Annotated in this window: 21 protein-coding genes; 8 read left to right on the top strand and 13 right to left on the bottom strand. The window is 70.7% G+C overall.

What is annotated here, in order from left to right; all coding sequences use genetic code 11:
- Positions 1 to 144: 144 nt before the first annotated feature.
- The 3 genes from AB0D31_RS11795 to deoC are packed head-to-tail and all read right to left on the bottom strand — an operon-like array spanning position 145 to position 3,444.
- Positions 145 to 1,038 (bottom strand): aldehyde dehydrogenase family protein, encoded by an 894-nt coding sequence (locus tag AB0D31_RS11795; protein WP_362720432.1) that lies wholly within the window; start codon positions 1,036 to 1,038, stop codon positions 145 to 147.
- Positions 1,031 to 2,476 carry an aldehyde dehydrogenase family protein gene (locus AB0D31_RS11790; RefSeq protein WP_362720452.1) on the bottom strand — a complete coding sequence of 482 codons (1,446 nt, stop codon included), beginning with the start codon at positions 2,474 to 2,476 and terminating at the stop codon, positions 1,031 to 1,033. Before AB0D31_RS11790 ends, AB0D31_RS11795 begins: the two co-directional genes overlap by 8 nt.
- Positions 2,477 to 2,487: 11 nt before the next feature.
- Positions 2,488 to 3,444 carry a deoxyribose-phosphate aldolase gene (deoC, locus tag AB0D31_RS11785; protein ID WP_362720449.1) on the bottom strand — a complete coding sequence of 319 codons (957 nt, stop codon included), beginning with the start codon at positions 3,442 to 3,444 and terminating at the stop codon, positions 2,488 to 2,490.
- 254 nt (positions 3,445 to 3,698) lie between these two features.
- On the opposite strand from deoC, the gene AB0D31_RS11780 reads away from it, so the two are divergent.
- The 3 genes from AB0D31_RS11780 (at position 3,699) to AB0D31_RS11770 (ending at position 6,169) form a co-directional block, all read left to right on the top strand.
- The gene (locus AB0D31_RS11780) at positions 3,699 to 4,787 is read left to right on the top strand and encodes a hypothetical protein (RefSeq protein ID WP_362720429.1); all 1,089 of its coding nucleotides are present in this window, start codon (positions 3,699 to 3,701) and stop codon (positions 4,785 to 4,787) included.
- A gap of 93 nt (positions 4,788 to 4,880) precedes the next feature.
- Positions 4,881 to 5,495, top strand: a complete 615-nt coding sequence (locus AB0D31_RS11775) for a class F sortase (protein WP_362720427.1) — start codon at positions 4,881 to 4,883, stop codon at positions 5,493 to 5,495.
- A 38-nt stretch (positions 5,496 to 5,533) separates the two neighbouring features.
- Positions 5,534 to 6,169 (top strand): PH domain-containing protein, encoded by a 636-nt coding sequence (locus AB0D31_RS11770; protein WP_362720424.1) that lies wholly within the window; start codon positions 5,534 to 5,536, stop codon positions 6,167 to 6,169.
- Positions 6,170 to 6,282: 113 nt separating this feature from the next.
- On the opposite strand, the gene AB0D31_RS11765 is transcribed toward AB0D31_RS11770, so the two are convergent.
- The 4 genes from AB0D31_RS11765 to AB0D31_RS11750 all read right to left on the bottom strand — a co-directional run bounded on the left by AB0D31_RS11765 (position 6,283) and on the right by AB0D31_RS11750 (position 11,152).
- Positions 6,283 to 7,518: a hypothetical protein gene (locus AB0D31_RS11765; RefSeq protein ID WP_362720422.1), complete on the bottom strand. Its 1,236-nt coding sequence runs from the start codon at positions 7,516 to 7,518 to the stop codon at positions 6,283 to 6,285.
- Between the two features lie 278 nt (positions 7,519 to 7,796).
- Positions 7,797 to 9,458, bottom strand: a complete 1,662-nt coding sequence (locus AB0D31_RS11760) for a phospho-sugar mutase (RefSeq protein WP_362720420.1) — start codon at positions 9,456 to 9,458, stop codon at positions 7,797 to 7,799.
- A 209-nt stretch (positions 9,459 to 9,667) separates the two neighbouring features.
- Complete coding sequence (locus tag AB0D31_RS11755) at positions 9,668 to 10,492, bottom strand: purine-nucleoside phosphorylase (RefSeq protein ID WP_362720417.1); 825 nt, start codon at positions 10,490 to 10,492, stop codon at positions 9,668 to 9,670.
- A 222-nt stretch (positions 10,493 to 10,714) separates the two neighbouring features.
- Entirely contained in the window at positions 10,715 to 11,152 is a 438-nt protein-coding gene (locus tag AB0D31_RS11750; RefSeq protein WP_328310567.1) for a gamma-glutamylcyclotransferase, read from the bottom strand.
- A 226-nt stretch (positions 11,153 to 11,378) separates the two neighbouring features.
- Here AB0D31_RS11750 and AB0D31_RS11745 point away from each other — a divergent pair, with 226 nt between their 5' ends.
- Positions 11,379 to 12,818 (top strand): NAD(P)H-quinone dehydrogenase, encoded by a 1,440-nt coding sequence (locus AB0D31_RS11745; protein ID WP_362720414.1) that lies wholly within the window; start codon positions 11,379 to 11,381, stop codon positions 12,816 to 12,818.
- 154 nt (positions 12,819 to 12,972) lie between these two features.
- Positions 12,973 to 13,932 carry a DeoR/GlpR family DNA-binding transcription regulator gene (locus AB0D31_RS11740; protein WP_362720412.1) on the top strand — a complete coding sequence of 320 codons (960 nt, stop codon included), beginning with the start codon at positions 12,973 to 12,975 and terminating at the stop codon, positions 13,930 to 13,932.
- A gap of 66 nt (positions 13,933 to 13,998) precedes the next feature.
- On the opposite strand, the gene AB0D31_RS11735 is transcribed toward AB0D31_RS11740, so the two are convergent.
- On the bottom strand, positions 13,999 to 14,577 hold the full coding sequence (locus AB0D31_RS11735; RefSeq protein ID WP_362720410.1) for a helix-turn-helix domain-containing protein: 579 nt from the start codon (positions 14,575 to 14,577) through the stop codon (positions 13,999 to 14,001).
- Between the two features lie 735 nt (positions 14,578 to 15,312).
- Between AB0D31_RS11735 and AB0D31_RS11730 the strand changes: the two genes are divergently transcribed.
- Both AB0D31_RS11730 and AB0D31_RS11725 read left to right on the top strand, forming a co-directional pair.
- Positions 15,313 to 18,162, top strand: a complete 2,850-nt coding sequence (locus tag AB0D31_RS11730) for a bifunctional glycosyltransferase family 2 protein/CDP-glycerol:glycerophosphate glycerophosphotransferase (protein WP_362720407.1) — start codon at positions 15,313 to 15,315, stop codon at positions 18,160 to 18,162.
- Positions 18,163 to 18,260: 98 nt separating this feature from the next.
- On the top strand, positions 18,261 to 19,376 hold the full coding sequence (locus AB0D31_RS11725) for a glycosyltransferase (protein ID WP_362720447.1): 1,116 nt from the start codon (positions 18,261 to 18,263) through the stop codon (positions 19,374 to 19,376).
- Between the two features lie 330 nt (positions 19,377 to 19,706).
- Here AB0D31_RS11725 and AB0D31_RS11720 read toward each other — a convergent pair whose 3' ends face one another.
- Complete coding sequence (locus AB0D31_RS11720) at positions 19,707 to 21,461, bottom strand: biotin carboxylase N-terminal domain-containing protein (RefSeq protein WP_362720404.1); 1,755 nt, start codon at positions 21,459 to 21,461, stop codon at positions 19,707 to 19,709.
- 389 nt (positions 21,462 to 21,850) lie between these two features.
- Here AB0D31_RS11720 and AB0D31_RS11715 point away from each other — a divergent pair, with 389 nt between their 5' ends.
- On the top strand, positions 21,851 to 22,318 hold the full coding sequence (locus tag AB0D31_RS11715) for a hypothetical protein (RefSeq protein WP_362720401.1): 468 nt from the start codon (positions 21,851 to 21,853) through the stop codon (positions 22,316 to 22,318).
- Between the two features lie 23 nt (positions 22,319 to 22,341).
- Here AB0D31_RS11715 and AB0D31_RS11710 read toward each other — a convergent pair whose 3' ends face one another.
- The 4 genes from AB0D31_RS11710 to AB0D31_RS11695 form a co-directional block, all read right to left on the bottom strand.
- On the bottom strand, positions 22,342 to 22,953 hold the full coding sequence (locus AB0D31_RS11710) for a nucleoside triphosphate pyrophosphatase (protein ID WP_362720398.1): 612 nt from the start codon (positions 22,951 to 22,953) through the stop codon (positions 22,342 to 22,344).
- Positions 22,954 to 22,977: 24 nt separating this feature from the next.
- Positions 22,978 to 23,106, bottom strand: coding sequence for a hypothetical protein (locus AB0D31_RS11705; protein ID WP_362720396.1), 129 nt, complete (start codon positions 23,104 to 23,106; stop codon positions 22,978 to 22,980).
- Positions 23,107 to 23,830: 724 nt separating this feature from the next.
- Positions 23,831 to 24,037, bottom strand: coding sequence for an acyl-CoA carboxylase epsilon subunit (locus AB0D31_RS11700; RefSeq protein WP_362720393.1), 207 nt, complete (start codon positions 24,035 to 24,037; stop codon positions 23,831 to 23,833).
- A 44-nt stretch (positions 24,038 to 24,081) separates the two neighbouring features.
- Positions 24,082 to 25,683: an acyl-CoA carboxylase subunit beta gene (locus AB0D31_RS11695; protein ID WP_362720391.1), complete on the bottom strand. Its 1,602-nt coding sequence runs from the start codon at positions 25,681 to 25,683 to the stop codon at positions 24,082 to 24,084.
- Positions 25,684 to 25,712 lie beyond the last annotated feature (29 nt).

Below are 25,712 nucleotides of genomic sequence, written 5' to 3'. Positions count from 1 at the left end.
ATGGGCTCGACCGCTTCGTTCTCGTTCGCATCACTGACGTTGTCGGCGTTCATGGTCAGGGGACGGGACAGCGTCGCGATCTGTGACAGCCGGGGAGGCGGGGCCCTTCTGCACGGCTCGGCGGTCTCTGTGACGTACGCCGGCTCAGTACGCGGAGCCCGACGCGCCCAGCGAACCCGTCGGATGCCAGACCGTCTTGGTCTCCAGGAACGCGGTGAGGCGGTCGGTGCCCGGGTCCGCGGTGAAGTCCACGGCCTTGGCGCGCAGGACGCGCTTGAGGTTGTCCGCGGCCGCGATCTCCAGCTCGCGCGCCAGCTCGGCGCCCGCGCCCGTCAGGTCGATCGCGTTGACGTCCTGGTGCGCGGCGAGCGGCGCCGCGATCTCGGCGGTCCTGCCGGACAGGATGTTGACCACGCCGCCCGGCAGGTCGGAGGTGGCGAGCACCTCGCCCAGCGAGAGCGCCGGCAGGGGAGCCTTCTCGGAGGCGATGACGACCGCGGTGTTGCCGGTCGCGATGACCGGCGCGATCACCGAGATCAGACCGAGGAACGACGAGTCCTGGGGGGCCAGGACCGTGACGACACCGGTCGGCTCGGGCGTGGAGAGGTTGAAGAACGGGCCCGCGACCGGGTTGGCCCCGCCCACGACCTGGGCGATCTTGTCGGTCCAGCCCGCGTACCAGACCCAGCGGTCGATCGCCGCGTCCACGACGGCGCCCGCCTTGGACTTGGAGAGCCCCTCGGCCTCGGCGACCTCGTGCACGAACTGGTGCCTGCGGCCCTCCAGCATCTCGGCGATGCGGTAGAGGATCTGGCCCCGGTTGTACGCGGTCGCGCCCGACCAGCCGCCGAACGCCTTGCGGGCGGCGACGACCGCGTCCCGCGCGTCCTTGCGGGAGGAGAGCGGCGCGTTGGCCAGCCACTTGTCCTTGCTGTCGACCACTTCGTACACCCGGCCGCTCTCGGAACGCGGGAACTTCCCGCCCACGTACAGCTTGTAGGTCTTGAAGACGCTCAGCCGCGTCGGAGTCTCAGACATCGAGGTAGCCCTCCAGGCCGTGCCGGCCGCCCTCGCGGCCGAAGCCCGACTCCTTGTAGCCGCCGAACGGCGAGGTCGGGTCGAACTTGTTGAACGTGTTGGCCCAGACGACACCGGCGCGGAGCTTGTTCGCGACCGCGAGGATGCGCGAACCCTTCTCCGTCCAGATGCCGGCCGAGAGACCGTACTGGCTGTTGTTGGCCTTGCCGACGGCCTCGTCCGGGGTGCGGAAGCTCAGCACCGACAGGACCGGGCCGAAGATCTCGTCGCGGGCGATGGTGTGCGCCTGGGTGACGTTGGTGAAGAGCGTCGGGGCGAACCAGTAGCCGGCCGAGGGCAGTTCGCACGGCGCGGTCCAGCGCTCGGCGCCCTCCGCCTCGCCGGTCTCGGTGAGCGCGGTGATCCGGGCCAGCTGCTCGGCGGAGTTGATCGCGCCGATGTCGGTGTTCTTGTCCAGCGGGTCGCCCAGGCGCAGCGTGGAGAGCCGGCGCTTGAGCGAGTCGAGCAGCTCATCCTGGATCGACTCCTGGACAAGGAGGCGCGAGCCCGCGCAGCAGACCTGGCCCTGGTTGAAGAAGATGCCGGTGACGATGCCCTCGACGGCCTGGTCGATGGGGGCGTCGTCGAAGACGATGTTGGCGCCCTTGCCGCCCAGCTCCAGGGTGACCTTCTTGGAGGTGCCGGCCACCGAGCGGGCGATGGCCTTGCCGACGTTGGTCGAGCCGGTGAAGGCGACCTTGTTGACATCCGGGTGCTCGACCAGGGCCGCGCCCGCGTCGCCGTATCCGGTGAGGATGTTGACGACGCCCTTGGGCAGGCCCGCCTGGCGGCAGATGTCCGCGAAGAACAGTGCGGAGAGCGGGGTGGTCTCGGCGGGCTTCAGGACGACCGTGTTGCCGGTGGCGAGCGCCGGAGCGATCTTCCAGGCCAGCATCAGGAGCGGGAAGTTCCACGGGATGACCTGGCCGGCCACGCCCAGCGGGCGCGGGTTCGCACCGAACCCGGCGTGGTCCAGCTTGTCGGCCCAGCCCGCGTAGTAGAAGAAGTGCGCGGCGACCAGGGGGAGGTCCGCGTCGCGGGTCTCCTTGATCGGCTTTCCGTTGTCCAGGGTCTCCAGGACGGCCAGCTCGCGGCTGCGCTCCTGAATGATCCGGGCGATGCGGAACAGGTACTTGGCGCGCTCCGAGCCGGGCAGCGCCGACCACTTCTCGAATGCCTTGCGCGCGGCCTTCACGGCGCGGTCCACGTCCTCGGCGCCCGCGCGGGCGACCTCGGACAGGACCTCCTCGGTGGACGGCGAGACGGTCTTGAAGACCTTGCCGTCGGCGGCCTCGGTGAACTCGCCGTCGATGAACAGGCCGTAGGACGGCGCGATGTCGACGACCGAGCGGGACTCGGGAGCGGGCGCGTACTCGAACGCGGCCGTCTGCTTTTCCATTGCCATGGTGATCAGTCCACCGTCACGTAGTCAGGGCCGGAGTAGCGGCCGGTCGCCAGCTTCTGACGCTGCATCAGGAGGTCGTTGAGCAGCGAGGAGGCGCCGAAGCGGAACCAGTGGTTGTCCAGCCAGTCCGCGCCCGCGGTCTCGTTGACCAGGACCAGGAACTTGATGGCTTCCTTGGCGTTGCGGATGCCGCCGGCCGGCTTCACGCCGACCTGGGTGCCGGTCTGGGCGCGGAAGTCCCGTACGGCTTCGAGCAGGACGAGGGTGTTGGCGGGGGTGGCGTTGACCGCGACCTTGCCCGTGGAGGTCTTGATGAAGTCGGCGCCGGCCATCATGCCGAGCCAGCTGGCCCGGCGGATGTTGTCGTACGTCGACAGCTCGCCGGTCTCGAAGATGACCTTGAGGCGGGCCGTGTCGCCGCACTCGGCGCGGACGGCCGCGATCTCCTCGTAGACCTTGAGGTAGTGACCGGCGAGGAACGCGCCCCGGTCGATCACCATGTCGATCTCGTCGGCGCCGGCCGCGATCGCGTCCCGTACGTCGGCGAGCTTGACCGCGAGCGCCGCGCGGCCCGCCGGGAAGGCGGTGGCGACGGACGCGACCTTGACGTCGGAGCCCTTCAGCACCTCCTTGGCGGTCGCCACCATGTCCGGATAGACGCAGACGGCGGCGGTGTGCGGGGTGGAGCGGTCGGTCGGATCCGGATTGACGGCCTTGGCGGCGAGCGCCCGGACCTTGCCCGGGGTGTCCGCGCCTTCCAGCGTCGTCAGGTCGATCATCGAAATGGCCAGGTCGATGGCGTACGCCTTGGCCGACGTCTTGATCGAGCGGGTGCCGAGGGACGCGGCACGCGCTTCCAGGCCCACCGGGTCGATGCCGGGGAGCCCGTGGAGGAAGCGACGCAGCGCGCCGTCGGACGCGGTCGCGTCGGCGAGGGCAGCAGAAGGTGCATTGGTGGGCATGGTCACCAGATGAGCATATCTACGCGCGTAGCTGCCTGTACAGCCCCCTAGGCGCAGGTGGGCGGGGGTGAGCTCCGTCACCCTTTCTGTCACACCGCTGTTACGCGGAGCGGATCCTTCTCGTACACGTGATCCATAGATTTCTTCTTGCAGCCCGCCCAGCCTCAACGGCCCCACCTGGCAGAGGAGGCGGCATGCGACCTCCCCCTCTTTCTTCCTCCGGCCACTCGGCCGCCTGCTTCACGGAGTCGTTCATGTCGACCTGCACCCGCATCGCCCTGCGCGCCGCGACCGCCGCCGCCGTCCTCGCCGGCACCTTCCTCGTTCTGCCGGGTGCCGCCTCCGCCGCCTCCGGTCCGTGCCAGGTCACCGAGAAGATCCCCTCGGTCTTCGGCGGCATGTCCGTCTCGCTCACCAGCGACCCGGAGACCGGCCCGATCGCGGTGCTCAGGGACGCGAAGGGCGGCGCCGTCGCCACCGTGGACCGGGCCCACCCCACCGACCTGGCCGACGGCATCAAGATCGAAGAGCCCAAGGACGGCAAGGCCGTCTTCTTCCAGCGCAGCCAGGGCGGTGACACCGCCTGGCAGTCGCACGACTTCCCGGCGCTCCCCGCGTTCTGCCTCGTCTCCGGCACCTACACGCTGGTCGACGGCGAGAAGGTCAAGGTGAGCAAAGACGCCGCGGGCCACTACATCGCCTACGTCGCCACCAGCGGCAAGACGGTGCTGCGAACCTACGGCATGGACGTCGACGGGTTCTACGCCGGCATGCACCTCACCCTCAACTCCGCGACGGGCGTGGTGCGTTCGGAGTACACCGTGGGCCGCTCCGGCTGCACCGTGACCACCGTCGTCACGAGCGTCTACCAAGGCGGCTGGTCGGTGAAGCTCACCAACAGCACCCAGGGCCCGAAGGCGGTCCTGCGGGACAGCCAGTTCAAGACCGTCTCCACCGTCGACCGCACCCACCCGAACGACAAGCGCCTCGGCGTGATCATCGACGGCGCGAACACCCCCACGCCGCGGCTCGGACAGCGCACCCAGGGCGGGGACATGCCCTACCGCTACACCGCCTTCCCCAAGCTCCCGGCCGGCTGCGCGAACACCACGCCCGCCAAGACCCCGGCCCCCCTTCCCGCCGCAGGCACCCCTGCCGCCAGCACCCCCGCCCAGAACGGCGGACAGACCGCCGTCGTGCCCAAGGGCGCGGTCGCGGCCGGTGCCGAGTTCAAGCAGGGCGGTGACGACAAGGGCGTGCTGATCGCGGGCGGGGCCGCGGTCGCCGCTGCCGGCGCCGTCGGATTCGTCGCGGTGCGCCGCCGCTCGGCCGCCCGTATCTGATCGCCCACGGCGGCCCTCCCCGAGGCCGTATCCGACCGCCCACGGCGGGCGTCCCCGAGGGGAGGCCCGCCGCTCTCCCGCCCGGAGCACCCCATGTCCCGTACCAGCGCGGCCCGTTCGGCCGCCGCCGTCCTGATCCTGCTCGCCCTCGGAGCCTCGGCCACCGGCTGCGGCTCCGCCACCGCGAAGCCCGCCACCCCGCCCCCGACCGTCGCCGCGGCATCCAGCGCCCCCGCACCGAAGGCCGCGACCGCCCTGCCCGCATCCAAGCCGGTACGGGTGCGTATTCCGTCGGCCGGGGTCGACGCGAGCCCGATCCTCGACCTGGGGCTCGCCGCCGACGGCACCGTGGAAGTGCCCTCCGTCGCCGACGCCGACCGGATCGGCTGGTACGACAAGGGAGTCACCCCGGGGCAGAAGGGGCCCGCCGTGCTCATCGGTCACTTCGACACCGTCAAGGGCCCCGCGGTCCTGCGGAACGTCTCCAAGGTCAAGACCGGGGACACCGTCTCGGTCACCCGCGCCGACGGGAAGACCGCCGTCTTCAAGATCCGCGCCCTCGAAGAGGTCGACAAGAAGACCTTCCCGACGCAGAAGGTGTACGGCAACACCGACCGTCCCGAGCTGCGGATCATCACCTGCGGCGGCGAACTCACCGGCGGCCACCGACCCGACAACATCATCGTCTACGCGGATCTGGTGGCCTGAGGAGGACCGCCCTCGGGGGCGTGAGGCAGAATCGGGCCATGACGAGCCCCACGCCGCCCGCCGAGCCGGCCTACGCCGACCGGACCTACCGTTCCTCCGCCGGCATCGTGGGCGGCGTGCTGCTGCTCGCGCTCGGCCTGTGGCTCGGCATCGACGCCGTGGTCCAGGGCCACGGCAACGCCCCCTGGCTGGCGCTCGCCGCCCTGCTCTGCGTGGTGCCGCTGATCGTCGCGTTCACCCTGCGCCCGGTGGTGTCCGCCAACGCCGACCGGCTCCTGGTGCGCAACCCGTTCCGTACGATCACCCTGCCCTGGGCGTGTGTCGCGGACGTACGGGCCGGATACTCCAGCGAGGTCTTCGACCAGTCGGGCGGCAAGTACCAGCTGTGGGCGCTTCCGGTGTCGCTGCGCCAGCGCAAGCGGGCCGCCCGGCGCCAGTCGAGGGACGCCTCGCTCGCCGCGGGGCTGGGTGCCTCGGCGACCGCCGACGTCACCGACGCCAAGGCGCGCATGGCCTCGACCGACCAGAACATCCTCGATCTGCGCGACCTCGCCGAGCAGGGCGTGTATCGCGAGGGCGCGCAGGGCACGGTGGGCATCCGCTGGGCGTACGAGGTCATCGCACCCGCGGTAGTCGGTGCGGTCCTGTTCGTGGTCCTGCTCGCCATCGGCTGACCTCCCGCACGGGGCGCGTGGGCTCACCGGCTCGGGCTCACCCGGCTCACCTGCTCACCCGGCTCACCTGCTCACACTGGCTCACCGGCACACCGCCTCGCGGGCTCACCGGCTCACGGTGGACCCGGCCACACCAGCAGCATGTACGCGCCGAGCCACGCCGACGACAGGGTGGCCGCGCCGAGTACCAGGACGGTCGTCGTGCGCCGGGCCCGCGCCAGGGCGAGCGCGACCGGAAGCAGCAGCGGGAAGCCGGGGACCAGGAAGCGGGCGCGCGGGAAGTAGACGCCGCCGCTGCCGAGCACCACCACGAGCAGCGCGCCCGTGAAGACCAGCAGCACCAGGGGCTGTCGGTCGGCGAGCGAGAGCACGTACAGGGCGCAGGACCCGAGCAGGATCACGGTCACCAGGACCAGGAACAGGGGCGGCCGGTTCGCGTACACGAGGAGGTCGCGCATGTCGCGCAGGGTGCCGACGCCGCCGTCCCACTGGTTGTCCCACACCTTCTGCACTGCGAAGTAGCCGTCCCAGCGCCCGACGCGCACCCCCACCCAGGCCACGTAGGCGCACCAGCCGGCCGGGGCGAGCACCGCGCCGAGCACGGCACCCCGCGCCGTGCGCCCCGCCGCGTGCCGGTCGCGTACGAGGGCGACGAGGGCGGCCAGCGAGACCGCGACCGCCACCGCGATACCGGTCGGCCGGGTGAGGCCCGCGAGCGCCGCGAGCGCGCCCGCCACGACCCAGCGCCGGGTCAGGACGGCATACAGCGACCAGGCCGTCAGCGCGCTGAACAGGGACTCGGTGTACCCCATCCACTGCACCACGCCGACCGGCAGCGCGGCCCACGCCACCGCCAGCAGGGTGCCCGTGCGCCGGCCGTGCAGGTGGGCGCCGACCGCGAAGACGCCCCAGGCGGCGACCAGCGAGAACCCGACGGCGAGCAGCAGCCCGACACTGGCCCGCGAGCCCGGGGTGACCGCGGCGACCGCCTTCACCAGGACCGGGTACAGCGGGAAGAACGCGAGGTCGCTCGGCTCCTTGGGATCGGCGGGGAGTACATAGCCGTGATTCGCGATGCCGAGGTACCAGTTGGAGTCCCAGGACTTGGCGAGCACCGGCCACAGGCCGTGGTGGCGCAGGTGTGCCCACTGCGCGAGGACGAGTATCCCGAAGAGGCGTACCGCGAGATGGCCGAGGAGCGCGGGGCCCGCGTACCGAAGGGCGGCGCGGGCGCGCTCGGCGGCGGGGGACCGGACGGCGGCGCCGCGCGGGACCGGACGGCGGCGGGCGGCGGGGACGGGTCCGCGACGGCCCGTGGTCGTCGCGGGGGGCGGGCCGGTCGGGGGCACGGGGGGCAGCTCCTTGGCTCGGGCGCGGCGAAAGGTACGGGTCACCCTTTCTCGCGCGTCCCGGCCGGATGCGGCACCGTTGCGTCAACTGCCGTACGAAATCACCCGAAAGCAGGACCGGGGCGGTGGTCGATTGACCTCCGCCCCGGTTGACCTCCGCCCGGGTTGACCTCCGCCCGGGTTGGCCTCCGCCCGGGTTGGCCTTCGCCCGGGTTGGCCTTCGCCCGGGTTGGCCCCCGCCTCGGGTGGCCTTAGCCCGGGTCCCGCGCGCGCGTCCGTCAGATGCCGGCGGCCGCCGCCAGGTCCTTCTTGATGCCGGCGAGCAGCTCGGCGCCCTTGGCGCGGGCCGCGTCCAGCTCGTCGGCGGAGCCGACCGGCACGACGACCTCCAGGTAGCACTTGAGCTTCGGCTCGGTGCCGCTCGGGCGCACGATCACGCGGGCGCCTTCCAGGTAGTAGCGCAGACCGTCGGTGGGCGGCAGGTGCTCGGTGCCCTCGTTGAGGTCCTCGGCCTTCGTCACCGCGAGGCCGGCCAGCGCGGTCGGCGGCTGCTCGCGCAGGCGCGCCATCGCGTTGGAGATGACCGTGAGGTCCTCCACGCGGACCGACAGCTGGTCGGTGGCGTGCAGGCCGTGCGCCAGGGCCAGTTCGTCGAGGAGGTCGAGGACCGTGCGGCCCTGCTCCTTCAGGACGGAGGCGAGCTCGGCGAAGACCAGGGCGGCCGTGATGCCGTCCTTGTCGCGCACGCCCTCGGGGTCGACGCAGTAGCCGAGCGCCTCCTCGTAGCCGTAGCGCAGGTCCTCGACGCGGGCGATCCACTTGAACCCGGTGAGTGTCTCCTCGTAGCCGAGCCCGGCGGCCTCGGCGATGCGGCCGAGCAGCGAGGACGACACGATCGACTCGGCGAAGACGCCGGTCACGCCCTTGGCGACCAGGTGGGCGGCGAGCAGCGCGCCGACCTCGTCGCCGCGCAGCATCCGCCACTCGCCGTCACGGCCCTTGACGGCGGCCGCACAGCGGTCGGCGTCGGGGTCGTTGGCGATCACGAGATCCACCCCGCCGTCCCGGCTCTCCGCGCGGCGGGCCGTGGCGAACGCCAGGTCCATCGCGCCCGGCTCCTCCGGGTTGGGGAAGGCCACCGTCGGGAACGCCGGGTCGGGCTCGGCCTGTTCGGCCACGAGCACCGGCTCGGGGAACCCGGCCCGCGCGAACGCGGCGAGCAGCACGTCCTTGCCGACGCCGTGCATCGCCGTGTAGACGACGTTCGCGGTGCGCGGCGACCCGGGGGTCAACACCGCGTCCGTACGCGCCAGATAGGCGTCCAGGACCTCGTCCCCGAGCACCTCCCAGCCGCTCTCGGGGCGCGGTACGTCGTGCAGCGAGGCGACGGCGGCGATCTCAGCGGCGATCTCCGCGTCGGCCGGGGGCACGATCTGCGAGCCGTCGCCGAGGTACACCTTGTAGCCGTTGTCCCGCGGCGGGTTGTGGCTCGCCGTCACCTCGACGCCGGCGACGGCGCCCAAGTGCCTTATGGCGTAGGCGAGTACGGGCGTGGGCAGCGGCCGGGGCAGCAGCACCGCGCGCAACCCGGCGCCGACCATGACGGCCGCGGTGTCCCGCGCGAAGTCCGCCGACTTGTAGCGGGCGTCGTAACCGATGACGACGAGCCCGTCACCCTGCCCCTTGGCCTTCAGGTACGCGGCGAGTCCTGCGGCGGCGCGGATCACGACGGAGCGGTTCATCCGCATCGGGCCCGCGCCCAGCTCGCCGCGGAGCCCGGCGGTGCCGAACTGGAGCGTGCCGCTGAACCGCGCGGCCAGTTCCGCGGCGTGCTCGGCGTCGGCCGAACTCTCGATGAGCTTGGCCAGCTCGTCGCGCGTCTCGCCGTCGGGGTCCTCGGCCAGCCAGGCCTTGGCCCGCGCGATCAGATCCTGCGTCACGTTGTCAGCCTTTCGGGAAGGGCGTTCAAGGGGCGTTCAAAGGGCCTCGGGGGCTCTTCGAAGGGTCGGATACGGTCGAGTACCCGCGTGAGCAGCTCGCCCATGCGTGCCGCTCGGATACGGTCGCGTACCCGCGTGAGCAGCTCGCCCATGCGTGCCGCTCGGATACGGTCGCGTACCCGCGTGAGCAGCTCGCCCATGCGTGCCGCTCAGATACGGTCGAGTACCCGCGTGAGCAGCTCGCCCATGCGTGCCGCCGAGTCGCGGCCGGCCTGGAGCACCTCTTCGTGGTTGAGCGGCTCACCGGTCAGGCCGGCGGCGAGGTTGGTGACGAGCGAGATCCCGAGGACCTCCGCGCCGGCCTCGCGGGCGGCGATGGCTTCGAGCACGGTGGACATGCCGACGAGGTCGCCGCCGAGCACGCGGACCATGTTGATCTCGGCCGGGGTCTCGTAGTGCGGGCCGGGGAACTGGACGTAGACGCCCTCTTCCAGCGTCTCGTCGACCTCCTTGCACAGCGCGCGCAGGCGCGGCGAGTACAGGTCGGTGAGGTCCACGAAGTTGGCGCCGATGATCGGCGAGGTGGCCGTCAGGTTGATGTGGTCGCTGATGAGGACCGGCTGGCCGGGGCGCATGCCGTCGCGCAGACCGCCGCAGCCGTTGGTCAGCACGATGGTCTTGCAGCCGGCGGCGACGGCGGTGCGCACACCGTGCGAGACGGAGGCGACGCCGCGGCCCTCGTAGAAGTGCGTACGGCCGAGGAAGACCAGGACGCGCTTGGCGCCGATCTTGTACGAGCGGATCTTGCCGCCGTGGCCCTCGACGGCCGGCGCCGGGAAGCCGGGCAGCTCGGTCACGGGGAACTCGGCCTCGGGGGTGCCGAGGGCGTCGACGGCGGGGGCCCAGCCGGAGCCCATCACCAGGGCGACGTCGTGGGTCTCGGCGCCGGTGAGCTCACGCAGGCGCGCGGCGGCGGCGTCGGCGGCGGCGTGGGGGTCGTCCTGGAGCAGGTCCGGGATGGCAGATGCGTTCACTGGGTCTCTCGCCTCGCGAAGGAACGTCGTCCCGCCCGGTGTCTGTCCGGCCGGGTCCGGGGGGTTTTCCCCCGGTAAAGAAGAAGTACGCGCACGAGCGTAGCCGCTGAAGTCCTACGCGCGTAGATGTGCAGGATAACGGAACTGTCCGATCCGTTTGTGGCTTCACACGAAAGCCCGGCCACATGGCTGCGGCCGGGCGTCGGTGACCTGCGGCAAGGCTCAGCAGGGCCGCTTGCGCAGCTCCATCACATAGTCGTGCGGCGCGCCCGCGGACTCGGCCGCGTCGGCCAGCTCGCCGAGGTAGCGGGCCGAGGGCAGACCGCCCTCGTACCCGTTCAGGACGTACAGCCAGGCCGCGTCCTCGCCGTCCAGGGTGTGCACCCGCACCCGCATCCGGCGGTAGATGTCGAGCCCGACACCCTCCCACCGGTCCATCGACTCCTCGTCGGGCGGCGCGATGTCGTACAGGGCGACGAAGACCTGCGAGCGGGGTGCCTCGACGATCGTCGCGAGGGCGCCCTCCCAGCCCATCTGCTCCCCGCCGAACGTCAGGCGCCAGCCGTTGAGCCAGCCGGTGCCGCGCAGCGGGGAGTGCGGGGCGCGGCGGGTCATCAGCCGCGGATCCAGGTTGCCGGCGTACGCGGCGTAGAGCGACATGGTGTCGAGGGTACGACAGTGGCCCGCGGGGGCACTTCGCGCCGCCCGTCCGCACCGGGGCGGCGCCGTGATCCGTCACGACGGCCGAATGGCGCCCCCGGGGCGAAGACACTTGAAGCGTGCGGGACAATGAGGTACGTACTGCGTTCCCCCGGGGCCCCGCCCCGGAACCCCCGGCCGGGCGGGCAGGCATGGCCGGGATCGACACTACGAGGCGGACTTTTTCGTGACGCGGATCGTGATCATCGGTGGCGGACCGGGCGGATACGAGGCGGCCCTGGTGGGCGCCCAGCTCGGTGCGGAGGTGACCGTCGTGGACTGCGACGGTCTGGGCGGGGCGTCGGTGCTCACCGACTGCGTGCCGTCGAAGACCCTGATCGCGACGGCCGAGGTGATGACGACCTTCGACTCTTCGTACGAGGAGTTGGGCATCCTCGTCGCCGACGACACCCCGCCCGACGAGCAGTCCGCCCGGGTCGTCGGTGTGGACCTCGGCAAGGTCAACCGGCGCGTCAAGCGTCTCGCGCTCGCCCAGTCCCACGACATCACCGCCTCCGTGACGCGAGCGGGCGCCCGCGTCATGCGCGGCCGCGCCCGGCTCGCCGGGCCCCAGGGCATCGACGGCACGCGCGACGTGATCGTGACGGCCGCCGACGGCACCGAGACGATCCTCACCTGCGAGGCCGTCCTGATCGCGACCGGCGGCAGCCCGCGCGAGCTGCCCGACGCGCAGCCCGACGGCGAGCGGATCCTCAACTGGACGCAGGTGTACGACCTGGACGAGCTGCCCGAGGAGCTCATCGTGGTCGGCTCCGGCGTCACCGGCGCCGAGTTCGCCGGTGCCTACCAGGCGCTCGGCTCCAAGGTCACCCTCGTCTCCTCCCGCGACCGCGTGCTGCCCGGCGAGGACCCGGACGCGGCCGCCGTCCTGGAGGACGTCTTCCGCCGCCGCGGCATGAACGTGATGGCCCGCTCGCGCGCCGAGTCCGCCAAGCGCGTCGGCGACCGCGTCGAGGTCACCCTCTCCGACGGCCGCGTCATCAGCGGCACCCACTGCCTGATGGCGGTCGGCGCGATCCCCAACACCATGAACATGGCCCTGGAGGAGTCGGGCGTACGCCTGAAGGAGTCCGGCCACATCTGGACCGACAAGGTCTCGCGCACCTCCGCCCCCGGCGTCTACGCGGCCGGCGACGTGACCGGCATCTTCGCGCTCGCCTCGGTCGCCGCCATGCAGGGCCGCATCGCGATGTACCACTTCCTGGGCGACGCGGTGGCCCCGCTCAACCTGAAGACCGTCTCCTCCAACGTCTTCACCGACCCGGAGATCGCCACCGTCGGCTACTCGCAGGCCGACGTGGACGCGGGCAAGATCGACGCCAGGGTCGTCAAGCTGCCGCTGCTGCGCAACCCGCGCGCCAAGATGCAGGGCATCCGGGACGGCTTCGTGAAGATCTTCTGCCGCCCCGGCACCGGCATCATCGTCGGCGGCTGTGTCGTCGCGCCGCGCGCCAGCGAACTGATCCACCCCATCTCGATCGCCGTCGACAACAACCTCACGGTGGAACAGATCGCGAACGCGTTCACCGTGTACCCGTCGCTGTCGGGCTCGATCGCCGAGGTGGCCCGCCAGCTGCACACCCGCAAGAAGGCCGGAGAGGCGTAACTCCCCTGGTGGGCCAGGGGGTTGGCGAGCGCGGTACGGGACCACGGAAGCATCCGGGGCTCCTATACCACTCGGTGACCCCCTTTGGGTGCATCTTCCGTTATTCGGCGGAAACTGCTGAGAAGATTCGGCCGCTCAGGTTACTGTCAGTTCCGTGTTCGCTGCAGAACGTCGCCAATTGATCCTCGAAATGGTGCGCGCCAACGGGGCGGTATCGCTCCGTGAGCTCGCCCGTGTCGTCCAGACCTCCGAAGTGACCGTACGGCGGGACGTGCGGGCGCTGGAGGCCGAAGGACTCCTCGACCGCCGGCACGGCGGTGCGGTACTGCCGGGCGGGTTCACCCGCGAGTCCGGCTTCCCGCAGAAATCCCATCTAGCCACCGCGGAGAAGACGGCCATCGCCGACCTCGCCGCCGGTCTCGTCGAAGAGGGCGAGGCCATTGTGGTCGGCGCGGGGACGACCACGCAGGAGCTGGCCCGCCGGCTCGCGCGGATCCCCGGCCTGACCGTCGTCACCAACTCCCTTTTGGTGGCCCAGGCGTTGGCCCACGCCAACCGGGTCGAGGTCGTCATGACCGGAGGCACCCTGCGCGGCTCCAACTACGCCCTCGTGGGCAGCGGAGCCGAGCAGTCCCTCCAGGGCCTCAGAGTGTCGCGCGCCTTCCTGTCCGGAAGCGGCCTGACCGCCGAGCGCGGCCTGTCCACCTCCAACATGCTCTCCGCGAGCGTGGACCGGGCCCTGGTCCAGGCGGCGGCGGAGGTCGTGGTCCTGGCCGACCACACCAAGCTCGGCGCCGACACCATGTTCCAGACGGTGCCGACGGACGTGATCACCCGGCTCGTCACCGACGAACCCCCGGGCCACGACGACCGGGCCGCCACTGAGCTCCAGGCCCTCGCCGACCAAGGGGTCCAGATCGCCGTGGCGGGCTCTTCGGGCGCGCCCTCCGGTGAGACGGCGCCCGGCCGTCCACCGCGCCGCGACATGCCGCTGCCGGGCCAGCGCCGCACCCACGCACCGGGTACGGGACCGCAGTTGCGCAGCGCGCCGGGGATGGGCGAACCGCAGGGCTCCGCGGAACGGGCGAGGGTGGCGGACCTGCGTCGACGCTAGACGCAGGCGAGCCCCGACCCTCCCGGCCCCGGCTCTTCCGGACCTTGGCCCCAACGGCCCTCGGCGCTAGCCCTTGAGGCCCCGGTAGGTGAGGGCGAGCAGCCGGTCGGCCAACTCCGGGTCGTCCGGGGTCTGTTCGGCGGCCAGCGCGATGGCGTTGGTCAGCTGCATGAGGTCGGCGATGGTGACGTCGGCGCGTACGGAACCGGCCTGACGGGCCCGTACGAGCAGGGCGTCGCCCGCCTCCCGCATCGGCTCGCTGCACCGCGCCAGGGCCGAACTCGCGTCGCCCGACGCGGACATGAGGGCCCGGGCGAGTCCGCGGTACACCCCGGCGTGCGTGATGATGGCGCGCAGCCATTCGATGAGCGCGGTGCAGGGCTGCTCGGCGTCGAGCAACTCCCGTGCCCGGGTGAGCAGTACGTCGACCTCGCCCTGGAAGACCGCGCTCAGCAGGGCGTGCCGGGTGGGGAAGTGGCGGTACAGGGTGCCGATGCCCACGCCGGCCCGGCGGGCCACGTCGTCGAGGGAGGTGTCCGCGCCGCGCTCCGCGAACGCCGTGCGGGCGACGGCGAGCAGGCGGTCGTGGTTGCGCCGTGCGTCGGCCCGCAGAGGCCGGGTGGTCGCGCTGCGGTTGCCTGCCATGCCTCCAGCATGCCACCCGCGAGTGCGCAGCGGCCGGGCCACCCTGAGCCCGTCATGACGTTGTCACCGCCCACCAGTTCTCTGGCGCCGCCTGACCGATCGGTGGTCGGTTATGCCTGCCTGCCTGCCTGCCTGCCTGCCTGCCTGCCTGCCGATGCCGAGGCCGGTACCGCTGCCAATGCCGATACCGATGCCGATACCGATGCCGATACATGCCGATACCAATAGCAATGCAGATACCGATGGCGAATTGCGATTGCGGTACGGCTACGACGGGGCATTAGCCAGTAAAGGGCGCGCCGCCGAGATTTTCCCGCTGCCGTGTCTGCTGTGTCTGCTGGTCCCTCGGCCCCGCGAAGCCATAACAATCGGGGTGATGGGCGAGCGATTCGAAGTAGTCGTCGACATCACACGCGCAATCCGGCGGGTCGGTTATGTAGTGATCGTTTAGATACATTTGCCCCCCTGTGGAATGATGCGGCGCGTAGGGAGTGACATCCTATGGCCGAGGGGCGCGTCGATGGGGTCCGCGGACCCCCGAGTGGCCCGTATCACCAGGGAACTGGGGCGACGGTAACAGGGCGTTATCGAGCGGTCCCGGTATGTGTAGATGCTGTGCAACGGGGACATACCGCTCGATTTCGGACCCTTCCGCACCTCCGGCCGCCATGGCGCGTGCGTCATGCGGATATCTTTCAAGAGCAAGAGTTATCCAGAGCGAGGGTTGAGGTTGCTGTGCCGGACATCTCCGTAGTGGTGATCGTCTACAATGACGCCGAACGGCTGCCCAGCGCAGTCCAGTCTGTGCTCGACCAGACGCTGCGGAATGTCGAAGTAGTGATAGTCGACGACTGCAGCACCGACGCGTCGTTCCAGGTCGCGCAGGAACTGGCCGCCACGCACAGTGACCGTGTCCGGGCGTTCCAGCTCCCGGAGAACAGCGGCGCCGGCGGTGAACCCCGCAACCTGGGCATCCAGCAGGCTTCGGGGCGCTATGTGATGTTCCTCGACAGCGATGACGTTCTTGAGCGCAACGCCTGCCGCAACCTGTTCGAGGCCGCAGAGGAGTCCGGCTCCGACATCGTCTCCGGCCTCTGTGTGCGCCTGCACAAGGACTCGCGCAATCAGAAGCGCGACGAGTGGTACTCCTGGCTCTACTCGACCACGCGCACCCTCACCTCCGTCGCGGACCTGCCGGACCTCTTCGTCTGGGACACGCTGTCCACCAACAAGTGCTATCGGCGTGAATTCCTCCTCGACAATGACCTGCGCTTCCCCAAGGGGATGTACTACGAGGACCTGATGTTCATAGCCGAGGCCTACTTGGCTGCGGAGAGCATCACTCTCATTCCCAACCAGGTCTATTTCTGGCACGTGCACGAACAGGCCGCCAATAAGTCCGTGACCAACAGCCGGCACGAGATGACCAACTTCGTGCACCGTCTGGAGATTCACCGCCGCATCGACGCGCTGCTGGCCGAACACGGCGCGGACGGCCTGAAGTTCGCCAAGGACGTCAAGTTCCTCAAGCACGACTTGGTGCTGCACCTGCGCGATCTGCCGTTCCGTGACGACGCGTACCGGCGCGAATTCGCCGAACTGGCCAACGACTACCTCGCGACCCTCGACCCGGCGGCCTACTCGCAGGTCCTGCCCATCCAGGCGATCTGCGCCTATCTGCTGCAGCAGGGCGACTGGGAGCGGTTGATCCCGGCCGTCGACACCCTGACGCATCGCGCCAAGATCTCCTCCCCGCTCGCCGAGCGTGACGGCAGGATCTACTGGTGTGCCGAGCACCTCGACGACGAGTTCGGCCGCGCGGTGCTGGACGTGACGGATCTCGGCTATCACGACAAGCCGCTGAACCAGATGTACCTGCGCAACCAGCTCACCGACTTCTCCACCGCCGGTCAGACCGTGCGGATGGCCGGCGAAATCGTCAACCCGCTGGGCATCGTCCCGGCCGACGCCCAGGTGACGGGGAATCTCCTGTTCACGGCTCGGCGCCGCAGCCTCCAGTCGTTCAGCTTCCCCGTGCGGTCGCTGCGGCACGACGGCCAGAGCATCCACTGGGAGGCCGAGGCCGCCCTCACGGCCGACCTGCGCCCGCTCGGCATCGTGGACACCGTCTGGGACGTACGCCTGACCCTGGAGGTGGGCGGGAAGAGCACGACCACCCGGCTCACCGTCGGCGACACGGACCTGTCGCGGGGCGCCCTGCCGGTGCGGCCGAGGCTGACCCGCATGGTCGCCGACCACCTGGAACCGCATGTCTCCGCCAAGGGACACCTCTCCTTCCGGCTGGTCACCGAGAGCCAGACCGGCGAGCGGGTGCAGGAATTCATCGACCGCGGCCTGCGCGGCAAGCCGGGCGCTCTCGCCAAGTCGGGCTACCGCAAGGCGAAGTCGCTGCGCAAGACGCTCACCTCGGGCGACACCAAGCTCCGCGTCTACAACGAGGCCTTCAGCCGCCTCCCGGTCAAGAAGCGCACGGTCGTCTTCGAGTCCCACATGGGACGGCAGTACAGCGACAGCCCGCGCGCCGTCTACGAGGAGATGCGCAGGCGCGGCCTGGACTTCGAGGCGATCTGGTCCTACACCGGCAGCCCGAAGGACTTCCCCAAGGACGCCACCCTGGTGCGGCGCTGGTCGCTGCCCTACCTCAAGGCGCTGGCCCAGGCCGAGTTCTGGGTGGACAACCAGGGCTTCCCGCTGAAGCTCGCCAAGCGTCCCGAGACGACGTACATCCAGACCTGGCACGGTTCGGCCCTCAAGCGCATGGGCTTCGACCTCGCCGAGCTCAAGACGATGACCAGGGCCCAGCAGCAGGAGCAGCAGGCGGCACTGGACCGGTTCGACCGCTTCGTCGTCCGCTCCGAGCACGATGTGCGCACGCTGGCCAAGGCGTTCCGGCTGCCGGAGAAGATGCTGCTGCGGGTGGGTTATCCGCGCAATGACTCGCTGGTGCGGCTGCGCCGGCGTGAGCTTGCCGAAGGCTCCGTCGAGCGCGGCCCGCTCGCCGCCCAGCTCGGTATTCCCGCCGACAAGAAGGTGCTGCTCTACGCGCCGACGTTCCGGCGCAGCACCGGCAGCCGGCGCCAGTTCGAGCTGCCCTTCGACGTGGCCCGGTTCGCGGAGGAGTTCGGCGACCGTTACGTCCTGCTGGTGCGCGCGCACTACCTCAACCACGTGGTGCTGCCGCCGACGGTGCGCGGCAGCGTCATCGACGTGTCGGACCTCCACGACGTGGGCCCCATCATGGAACTCGCGGACGCCCTGATCACGGACTACTCCTCCGTGATGTTCGACTACGCGCTCCTCGACCGCCCGATGCTCTTCTTCGCGTACGACTACGACGAGTACGCGCACGAAAGCCGCGGCACCTACTTCGACCTCAAGGAGGAGGCTCCGGGACCGGTGGTCACCACCGAGGAGGAGTTCTACGGTGCTGTGAAATCCCTCGATGCCCAGGCGCTCGAACACGCCCCGGCGCGGCGGCGGTTCGTCGACCGGTTCGGCGAGTACGACACGGGCGACGCCGCCCAGAGCATCGTCGATCAGTTCTTCGTCAAGTGGAGCCGTTGATGTCCCAGCAGACCGCAACCCAGTCCGCGACCTCCGGCGCGCTGCCCCAGGACCCGGCCGCGGCCGTGACCCGGGACATCATCTTCGTCTCGAACAGCATGAACGAGATGGGCGGCATCACCAGTTGGTCCCACCAGTTGGCCCGCCTCCTCAGTGAACGCGGCCACCGGGTGCAGATCGTCGGCATCGTCCCGGCCCCCGAGGGCCGGGCGCAGGAGTTCGGCGACGACCTGCCGTACCGGACGGCCACTCTGTACGACGTGCACCCGCCCAGCGTGAAGGCCGCGCGGGGCCTCAAGGACCGGCTCGACATCCCGGAGCAGCGCCGCCGGTCCGCGCGGGACGCCGGCATGCGCCAGCAGGCCGCCAAGCTGACCGCGATGTTCCGGGCGGCCCCGCCCGGGACGGTCGTCGTCGTCACGCAGGTCTGGGCGATGGAGTGGGTGGCCCTGGCCGACACCTCCAACGTGACCGTGGTCGGCATGAGCCACGAGTCCTTCGAGACCTGCCGCAAGTCCTCCCGGTTCCAGCGGGTGCTGCGCTACTACGCCGATGTCGACCGCATGCTCGCGCTGACCCGCGAGGACGCGGACCTCTGGATCTGCCAGCGCATGGACAACGCGGGCTACATGCCGAACCCGCTGCCGTTCTTCCCCGAGACGCCTTCGCGCCGCGAGACCAAGACCGTGGTCAGCATCGGCCGGCTGCACGAGGAGAAGGGCGTCGATCTGCTCCTGGAGGCATGGTCGCTGGTCGCCCCCGAGCACCGCGACTGGACCCTGCGCATCTTCGGCGCGGGACCTGAAGAGGCCGCGCTGCGCCAACAGGCCGCGGACCTCGGTATCGAGTCCTCCGTCGAGTGGATGGGGCGCACCAACGACGTCCCCGGCGCTCTGCGGGACAGCTCGCTCTTCGTGCTCAGCTCTCGTGGCGAAGGCTTTCCGCTGGCGCTGATGGAGGCCATGGCGACGGCCGTGCCCTGCGTCGCGCTCGATGTCGCCCCGGGCGTCCACGAGATCATCACCGACGGCGAGGACGGCCTCCTCGCGCCTCCCGGCAACACTCCTGAACTCGCCCGTCAGCTCGGGAAGTTGATGGCCGACAAGGATCTGCGCGACCGGATGGGCGACGCCGCCCGCGTGAACATCCAGCGCTACTCCACCGACAAGATCGTCGCTCGCTGGGAAAGGCTGTTCTCCCTCCTGGAGGGGTGACACCGGGCCCTTGGGGGGTGGGATGGGCGGGTCCGTCTGCGGGCCGGCCCACCCCCCCCCTTTTTTTGCGCCTCAAAAGCCGGAGGCGGCGCCATGCGCGCCCGTCGGCCCGTGGGCCCGTCGGCCCGTGGGCGGGACGGTGCGCGGATACGTGAGGTGGGCTCGCGCGCCGTGAGCCGAACGTGCGCGTAACCGTGAGCTGGGCTCGCGCGCCCCGTAAGCCGAACGGCAGGACGTGCGCGGATCCGCGAGGTGGGCCCGCGCCCCTTATGCCGAACGGCAGGAGCCCCGGCCGCATCGGCGACCGGGGCTCCGCTGCGCGTCAGCGCATCAGTCCTTGATCTCGCAGATCACCGCGCCGGAGGACACGGACGCACCGACCTCCGCCGAGAGGCTCTTGACCGTCCCCGCGCGGTGCGCGTTGAGCGGCTGCTCCATCTTCATGGCCTCCAGGACGACGATGAGGTCGCCCTCCTTGACCCCCTGCCCCTCCTCGACCGCCACCTTCACGATCGTGCCCTGCATGGGCGAGGCGAGCGTGTCGCCGGAAGCGGCGGAGCCCGCCTTCTTCGCCGCGCGGCGCTTCGGCTTCGCGCCCCCCGCCGCGGCCGTACGTGCCAGCGTCATGCCCAGCGACGACGGCAGGGAGACCTCAAGACGCTTGCCGCCGACCTCGACGACCACCGTCTCGCGCCCCGGCTCCTCGTCCGTGTCCGCGTCGGCCGTCGCCGTGAACGCCGGGATCTCGTTGACGAACTCCGTCTCGATCCACCGGGTGTGGATGGTGAACGGGTCGGCGGTGAACGCCGGGTCGACGACGACCGCGCGGTGGAAGGGGATCGCGGTCGCCATGCCCTCCACGGTGAACTCAGCCAGCGCACGCGCCGCCCGCTGGAGCGCCTGCTCACGGGTCGCGCCCGTCACGATGAGCTTGGCGAGCAGCGAGTCCCACGCGGGGCCGATGACCGAGCCGGACTCGACGCCCGCGTCGAGGCGTACGCCAGGACCGGACGGCGGCGCGAAGAGCGTCACCGTGCCCGGCGCCGGCAGGAAGCCGCGGCCCGGGTCCTCGCCGTTGATGCGGAACTCGAAGGAATGGCCGCGCATGACCGGGTCGCCGTACCCCAGCTCCTCGCCGTCGGCGATGCGGAACATCTCGCGGACCAGGTCGATGCCGGTGACCTCTTCGGTGACCGGGTGTTCGACCTGGAGGCGGGTGTTGACCTCCAGGAAGGAGATGGTGCCGTCGGCGCCGACGAGGAACTCGACGGTGCCCGCGCCGACATAGCCGGCCTCCTTCAGGATCGCCTTGGACGCGGCGTACAGCTGCGCGTTCTGGGCCTCCGAGAGGAACGGCGCCGGGGCCTCCTCGACCAGCTTCTGGTGGCGGCGCTGCAGCGAGCAGTCACGCGTGGAGACGACGACCACGTTGCCGTGGGAGTCGGCCAGGCACTGGGTCTCGACGTGACGCGGCTTGTCGAGGTAGCGCTCGACGAAGCACTCGCCACGGCCGAACGCCGCGACGGCCTCGCGTACCGCCGAGTCGTAGAGCTCCGGCACCTCTTCGAGGGTGCGGGCGACCTTCAGACCGCGGCCGCCACCGCCGAAGGCGGCCTTGATCGCGATGGGCAGGCCGTGTTCGCGGGCGAACGCGACGACCTCGTCGGAGCCCGAGACCGGGTCCGGCGTACCCGCGACGAGCGGGGCACCCGCGCGCTGGGCGATGTGACGGGCCGCCACCTTGTCGCCGAGGTCGCGAATGGCCTGCGGCGGCGGGCCGATCCAGGTCAGACCCGCGTCGAGCACCGCCTGGGCGAACTCGGCGTTCTCGGAAAGGAATCCGTAACCCGGGTGGACCGCGTCGGCCCCCGAGTCGGCCGCGGCCGCGAGCACCTTGGCGATGTCCAGATAGCTGGTCGCCGGGGTGTCACCGCCCAGGGCGAATGCCTCGTCCGCTGCCCGGACATGCAGTGCATCCCGGTCCGGATCGGCGTAGACGGCTACGCTCGCGATTCCGGCATCCCGGCAGGCCCGGGCAACGCGGACAGCGATTTCGCCTCGGTTGGCGATGAGCACCTTGCGCACGATGGCTCCCTCCTTGAAACAAGCTGAGTTTAGGGAAGCCGCACACTGGCTTACGACCCGTCCCCAATGGTGAGCTTGCCCACACGGAGTGTGATTCGAGGCGCGCTCAAGTCGCGAAATCCCTTGTCGCACCACGGTACGCCGGGCTCCCGTACCGCACAGTAGCGGTGGGGTGTGGTCAAGGTCTCTGTCCCGGGCCCCAGCAGGTCCCTGCGTTTCTTTGTGGGGTCCCTACGAAGGGCCCGAAGATTCTTTGCGTCCGGGACGCCGTGCCGCGGGGCGCTCGGCCGCGTGGCGGCCACCCGTTACCGCCCAGACCCTTGTACGAACCATTACTCGTTAGTAGCGTGCGCGCCACAGCCGTACTAGGGGTAACAGGGGGTCGTGCCGTGCTGCGACGACTGATCGCCATCGTGGCCGCGCTCGTTCTCTTCACCGAGGCCTGCGGCATCGTCTTCGTCAACTGGGTGCTGGGCAGGTTCGCGGCCAGTCAGCACATGTCCCTCGCGGGCATCGACCCGAAGGCGATCTCCAACGGCGCGTGGGTCGCGGGCGGGCTCCTCGGGCTCTTTCTCGTGGTGTGCGGGGTCTTGCTGCTGATCATCGGCGTACGCGACCGCGCGCCCGGCCGGGTCGCACGCATCGCGCTCATCGCCTGCGCGGTGGTGCACGCGGTGCTCGCCGCGTTTTTGAAGGGCCTGGTCGGCTGGTCCGCGTTCGCTTCCCTGATGGTCGTGTTCGGGCTGCTGGTCTTCGTCCTGCTTGCGTACGTGCAGGAGCGCCCGGCGCCGGAGCCCGAGCCCGAGTCGAAGCCGGGGCCGGGCGACGCCCCCGGCGGGACGCCGGCGGCCGCCTGACGCCGCCTGTCGCCCCGAGGCCCTTACGCCCAGAGGTCGGTGACCGAGAGCCCGAGCTGGGCGAGCAGCTTGCGCAGCAGCGGCAGCGAGAGGCCGATGACGTTTCCGTGGTCGCCCTCGATGGAGTCGACGAACGGCGCGGAGCGGCCGTCGAGCGTGAACGCGCCCGCCACGTAGAGGGGTTCACCGCTCGCCACGTACGCCGCGATCTCCGCGTCGGTGGGCTCGCCGAACCGTACGACCGTCGACGCGGTGCGCGCGGCGCGCTCGCCGGTCGCCGTGTCGATGACGCAGTGCCCGGTCCGGAGCACGCCGGACCGGCCGCGCATCGACTTCCAGCGGGCCGTCGCGTCCTCGGCGTCGGCGGGCTTGCCGAGGGCCTGGCCGTCGAGTTCGAGTACGGAGTCACAGCCGATGACCAGGGCGCCGGCGGCCTCGGGGCGGGCGGCCACGGCGTCGGCCTTCGCCTCGGCGAGTACGAGGGCGAGTTCGGCGGGGCTCGGCGCGGTCAGGGCGTCCTCGTCGACGCCGCTGACGATCACCTCGGGCGCGAACCCGGCCTGCCGGAGCAGTCCGAGCCGGGCGGGGGATTGGGAGGCGAGGACGAGGCGGCGCTGAGCAGTCATGGGCGCCATCGTAGGCGTCTGGCCCCGCGGGCTTCAGTGGAGCCCGACGACGATCATCGCGATCACCATGGCGAGGGCGAGGAAGAGCCCCGCCCGGCGCATCATCGCCTGCGCGTCGCGCAGTTCCTTGGGCGGTTCGTTCTTGGGATCTGACCACAGCATGCAACCGATAGTGCGGCGGGTCCCTCTCGCGGCGCCTGAGTACGGGTACTCACTCCACCCCGCCCGTCCTGCCCAGCCCCACCCCGGCGGACCCGACCCCGTCCGACTCCGGGTGCCCTACCGGCTCCGCCGGGGTAAGCGTGACGTCTCGGCACGGGGTGCCCTACTGGCTCCGCCAGGGTTGCCGCGACCGTTCGGTGCGAGGTGACCTACCGGCTCCGCCAGGGTCTGCGCGACTGCTCGTTGCGGGATGCCCTACTGGCTCCGCCGTGGCCTGGGCGACTGCTCGGTGCGGGGTGCCCTACAGGGGCGCGGGGAACTGCGCGAGACGCGGGCACGGTCCGCAGCCGACAGCCGGGCCCCTGGGGCTTCGCCCCAGACCCCGGGGGATGCCCCACCCCGCCCCTTCCCGAAACCCTCCGGGGGGAAACGGGGCTGAGGTACAGACTCCTGGGGCTCCGCCCCAGACCCCGTTCGCGCCCGAAAGGCGCTCGTCCTCAACCGCCGGACCGGCTGAAGGTACGCGTGCCACCCGGCATCGAGCAGTCAGGGGCGCGGGGAACTGGGCGACCGGCCAGGGCGCGGCACCCGGACCCTGGAGCGGGCCCGGGGTCACCCGGGGGCAATCGAGGGCCTACGACGGCCGACCCGGGGGCGATCGAAGTCCTGCGACGGCCAAAGCCCGGGGCGATCGCGAGGGCCGACCCCGGGGTCAATCGAGCGCCTAAGACGGCCAATACGTGCGGGCCCATGCGCGGGCCCCCGGCCGGGGCAGGGCGTGGTGGGCGATGCGGGCCGGGTCGGACCAGCCCTCGGGCGGCCGGGGGGCGCCCGGCGCCGCGGACGCCGTCGCCGCGGCCCGCGCCTGGACCACCGCGAGCGCGGCGGCCAGCTCCTCCGGGGTCGGGTTGCCCCGAACTACCTTGATCACAGCGGCTCCTGACTCAGGGATGAGAACTCAGGGGGTCGGAGGGGTTAGAGGGGGATGTTGCCGTGCTTCTTGGGGGGCAACGATTCCCGCTTCGTACGGAGCTGACGCAGACCCCGCACGACATGGGCGCGGGTCTCCGACGGCATGATCACCGCGTCCACGTACCCCCGCTCCGCCGCGATGTACGGGTTGAGCAGCGTGTCCTCGTAGTCCGCGATCAGCTCGGCCCGGGTCGCCTCCTGGTCCGAAGCGGCAGCGATCGTACGGCGGTGCAGGATGTTCACCGCGCCCTGCGCGCCCATCACCGCGATCTGCGCCGTCGGCCACGCCAGGTTGAGGTCCGCGCCCAGGTGCTTGGAGCCCATGACGTCGTACGCGCCGCCGAACGCCTTGCGCGTGATGACGGTGATCAGGGGTACCGTCGCCTCGGCGTAGGCGTAGATCAGCTTGGCGCCGCGCCGGATGATGCCGCCGTATTCCTGGTCGACCCCGGGGAGGAAACCGGGCACGTCCACGAAGGTCAGGACCGGGACGTTGAAGGCGTCGCAGGTGCGCACGAAGCGCGCGGCCTTCTCGGACGCGTCGATGTCGAGGCACCCCGCGAACTGCATCGGCTGGTTGGCGACGATGCCGACCGGGAACCCCTCCACGCGGCCGAAGCCCGTGATGATGTTCGGCGCGAACAGGGCCTGGGTCTCCAGGAATTCAGCGTCGTCCAGGACGTGCTCGATCGCCGTGTGCATGTCGTACGGCTGGTTCGCGGAGTCCGGGATGAGGGCGTCCAGCTCGCGGTCCTCGTCCGAGGTGTCCAGGTCGGCTTCCTCGGGGAAGGCCGGCGCCTCGCTCAGGTTGTTCGAAGGGAGGTAGGAGAGAAGGGACTTGACGTATTCGATCGCGTCCTTCTCGTCGCCCGCCATGTGGTGCGCCACACCCGACGTGGTGTTGTGGGTGCGGGCGCCGCCCAGCTCCTCGAAGCCGACGTCCTCACCGGTGACGGTCTTGATGACGTCGGGCCCGGTGATGAACATGTGCGAGGTCTGGTCGACCATCACCGTGAAGTCGGTGATCGCGGGCGAGTACACCGCGCCGCCCGCGCACGGGCCGACGATCAGCGAGATCTGCGGGATCACCCCTGAGGCGTGCACGTTGCGGCGGAAGATCTCGGCGAACAGGCCGAGCGCGACCACGCCCTCCTGGATGCGGGCGCCGCCACCGTCGTTGATGCCGATGACCGGACAGCCGGTCTTCATCGCGAAGTCCATGACCTTCACGATCTTCTCGCCGTACACCTCGCCGAGCGAGCCGCCGAAAATGGTGAAGTCCTGCGAGTACACGCACACCGGGCGGCCGTCGACCGTTCCGTAGCCGGTCACCACACCGTCCCCGTACGGGCGGTTCTTCTCGATCCCGAAGTTGGTCGAGCGGTGTCGCGCGAACTCGTCGAGCTCGACGAACGAGCCCTCGTCCAGGAGCAGTTCGACGCGTTCACGGGCCGTCAGCTTCCCCTTGGCGTGCTGCTTCTCGATCGCACGCGCGGAGCCGGCGTGGGTCGCCTCGTCGATGCGGCGCTGAAGATCCGCGAGCTTTCCGGCGGTGGTGTGGACGTCGACGGTGGCGTCGCTCTGGGCGTTTTCCGGCTCGGACATCGGGATGCGGCTCCCTGCCTGGTCACGGG

The organism is Streptomyces sp. NPDC048361, assembly GCF_040651795.1.
Classification (GTDB): Bacteria; Actinomycetota; Actinomycetes; order Streptomycetales; family Streptomycetaceae; genus Streptomyces.
Note: the sequence above shows the minus strand (reverse complement) of the source record. Positions and strands in the feature narration are given on the sequence as shown.